The following is a 3,282-nucleotide window of genomic DNA, read 5'->3' on the forward strand; positions in this document are numbered from 1 at the left end:
GTTAGACTAAGTGTAGCATTATCGTTGATTATATTTCCATTTTCATCGGCATGACCACCTAGCTGAATCTTTTCAATACCACTAACCTTACTAAAATTAATAGTACTATCATCATTAACTACCAATGTATCTTTGCCAGCTCCGCCATTGATTGTTGTACTAGACATGTTATTGCCTTTTCCGATGACAATTGTATCGTTACCAGCTCCACCTTCTATATTAGCATCATTAAATGTTCCAGAGTTAACAAAAATTTTATCATTTCCGCCTCCACCATAGATACCGCCATGTCCATTGGCATTAAATACGGCTCCATTTACATATATTTCATCATTTCCTCCATTAATATTACCATCCGCATAGTCACCGTATACCCTAGAGAAATTAAATGTAGAGCCACTATTTAAATATATTTTATCTGCACCAGTTCCAGCAACTATATAAGACGCATCTTGGAATATAGTGCCGCCATTTATAGTGATTTTGTCATCACCATCACCAGTATCTATAGCAGAGTAGTTACCATTGGCAAGTTTTAAGAACGTAGTATTTGTAACTTCTACCGTATCGACACCATCTCCAGTATTTAAAGCAGAGCTCTGAAAGGTTATGCGAGCATCGCTAGGGTCGCGGTTAATAGTTATAGTATCCTTACCTTCTGAAGTATTTATAGTGCTATAGTTAAGTGTTGTTCCTTCTTCGATATCGACGAAATCGTCGCCTTTATCCGTATCAACTACCGCATGCGTTAAAGTAGAATTGTTAATCACTACGCGATCTGTATCGGCACCGGTATTTATATCTGTTTTTACGGTAGCGGTAGTACCATTAAGTTTAGAACCTCTAATTTCTACTTTGTCTTCGCCCGCACCAGTATATATGCTATTTCTACCTTCCATTAAAGAATCGTCTTGTATTTGCACCAAATCATTTCCGCTACCGGTCTTTATATCAGTAGCTTCAACGTTGCCACCGTTTATCTGTACGCGCTTGATACCATTATCTCCCATATCTATCTTTACTAGCTGGAAGTCCGGTCTTCTATTTTCACCTGTGTAATTGCCACTATTACCCATGCCGGTTAGCAATAAGCTATCGTCACCGTCGCCCATATTTATCTTAGTATCCGTTGCCGCAGAGTAGCTATAACCTTGAAGTGGGTTTCTAGTTAAATGCTCAAATCTTACTACGTCGTCGCCCTTACCAGTTTCTATTTTTGCGAAATTTAAATATGCTCCGTCGTATACATTGACTTGATCTGCGCCTTCTCCGGTTTCTATCACTCTTTCTTCGATACCAGCTCCATTTTGTAGAGTGATATTATCTTTACCGCTTCCGGTCATTATGATCTTTTTAGTAGGCGTACCATTTTCTATTTTTCCTAGTAGTACGCTTCCGTCCACTGTTACTTCGTTATCTCCATCACCTAAATTTATAGAAGTATCATTTTCTAATTTTACTTTAGGGTCAGCTACCGATCCTTTCGTAGTATTGGAGATATTTACGATGTCTTTATCAGCACCGCCTTGGATGATAGCAGAATCCAAAGTTATATCACTACCCTCTTTGCTTGAGTCTCTAGTAATATTTAGAGTGTTTTCTCCGTTACCCATAAGTATTTTACTATCAGTAATTTTAGTTCCATTGGTCATAGAAATTTTATCGTTACCGGCCCCGCCGTCGATAGTCGAGTTACCGCTGATATTAGCATTTTCACCGATAGTAATCTCATCCTTACCGCCGCCGCCGCTTATTATAGAGCCTCCGCTCATAGTTAAATTCTTGCCAACTTTGATGATATCGTCACCATCGTCGCTACCAGTTCCAGCGCTTCCGTTATTTCCCCAGTCGCCGTGTATACCTGAGTGATTGCTAAGGGTTAGATTATCGCCAGCTGTAATCTCATCGTTACCACCGCCAGCTTGTATATCAGCCCAGTTTTCAAGTGTAACTTTATTTGCAATATTTACTGTATCCTTATATCCGTTACCGCTATCGTCCGTCTGAATATCAGAATCAGATATTTTAGCACCCTCGCTTACATTTAAAGTATCCTCGCCGTTGTCTAAATTTATATGAGACTCTCTAGTAACGGTACCATTTATATTTAGCTTATCGTTGCCATCTCCCATAATGACTCTAGAGTGTTCAAGCGTTGCATCTTTTTCTAGAGTTACAATATCCTCTCCGTTATGAACTCCTATCTCAGCATTTTTAACGGTAGCGCCTGATTTTATAGTTACGGTATCGTTTCCACTCTGCCAATTCGTTATATATGTATTATTAAACGAATTATTGTCAGCATCGCCAAATGAACCTTCGATAGTTACCGTATTATTACCGCTACCTAAATCGATACCTACCTTGCTAAATGTTCCGCCTTTGATATTTAGCGCATCATCGCCTGCTCCTAAATTAATTCTAGAATTTGCATATGCACCAGTATTCATATTTAGTGTGTCTTCGCCATCTTCAGTAGCAATGTTATCCCCATTAAGTCCTTGGTTGATATTTACATAATCGTCATTATCGGTAATTTTACCGTTAGCTTGAGATTTAGCGATCTCATCGTTATCGGTAGTTACGTTTAGGGTTAAATTTCTTTTATATACGCCGTATTCTACTCCGTTTAGATTAGAATACTTACTTCCATCTTGTTCGCCTTGGTTTTGATTAGCACCCATTGCGGTAGGATTATGAGCTAGATCGACACCATCAAGTCCGTAATTGTCTATTGTTTTTACTCTTACTTTAACGCTATTGATTTGATTTGCGTCGGTAAGATTTACGATAGTACCGCGTGTCCAAGTACTACCGCCATCAGTAGAATACTCTATAGAGTTTGCATCATAATCTTTTCCAGCTACTCCGCCGCTAAAATTTAAATTTAACGTAGTAGGTCTAGCTGTCAAGGTAGTAGGTAAAGATAGGTCATAAGTCATAACTCCGCCTTCGTTAGAGCCAGCAGAGCTTATATTTATGCCAACTTTGGGCGTAGTTGCCCCAGTTCCAGCTCCAGCCCCAACAGCACTTCCTCCACTTACACCAAAGCTATTATCTCCACCTGCTGCTAGAGATAAAGCATCTATGCTTCCTACATTAGCATTTATGTTACTAATGTGGCCTCCTTCTGCAAAGCTAGTAGAAGATAAGCTTACGCCATCTCCACCATTACCACCTGCTTGTGGACCACCTGCAGCAGTTTCTTCTAGAGCATTAAGATCTGTTCCTTTTAAGATGGCTTGTTGTAAAGCTGAGATATCAGCTACTGTTTCGTTATTG

General features: G+C 39.5%; 1 protein-coding gene. It reads right to left on the minus strand.

Going from position 1 to position 3,282, the window contains the following annotated elements:
• Window positions 1–3,282: beta strand repeat-containing protein (locus F3H01_RS09290; protein ID WP_188116381.1), on the minus strand; the 3,282-nt coding region annotated here is incomplete at both ends.

Source organism: Campylobacter concisus (assembly GCF_902460875.1).
GTDB lineage: Bacteria > Campylobacterota > Campylobacteria > Campylobacterales > Campylobacteraceae > Campylobacter_A > Campylobacter_A concisus_AA.